Source organism: Pantoea sp. GbtcB22 (assembly GCF_019091025.1).
GTDB lineage: Bacteria > Pseudomonadota > Gammaproteobacteria > Enterobacterales > Enterobacteriaceae > Pantoea > Pantoea leporis.
On the sequence record NZ_JAGXKB010000724.1, the window covers coordinates 1 to 241 of the forward strand.

Below are 241 nucleotides of genomic sequence, written 5' to 3' on the forward strand. Positions count from 1 at the left end.
TGCCGGTGAGCGTGCGGAACGGGATCAGGTGATCGATGTTCGCGGTGAACGGCGAGTAGCGCCGATCGCGGGCCTCAAGCCCCGACCACTCGGCAGACGCAATCACCTTGCGCGGCTGGACGTTGACCTCGCCGAACGTCAGGAGTTCATCCTCGCGGACGGCGGCCACGTGCGAGAGGTCGCGCCCGACGCGCTTGCCAAGCGTCGTCCAACCCTGGACCGAAAGTTCGCCGTTGGTCGT

1 protein-coding gene is annotated in these 241 nt (G+C 66.8%); it reads right to left on the reverse strand.

All coding sequences use genetic code 11. The annotated features are described in order from the left end of the window. A partial coding sequence (locus KVT28_RS26485) for a hypothetical protein (protein WP_217551276.1) occupies window positions 1–241 on the reverse strand: 241 nt, incomplete at both ends.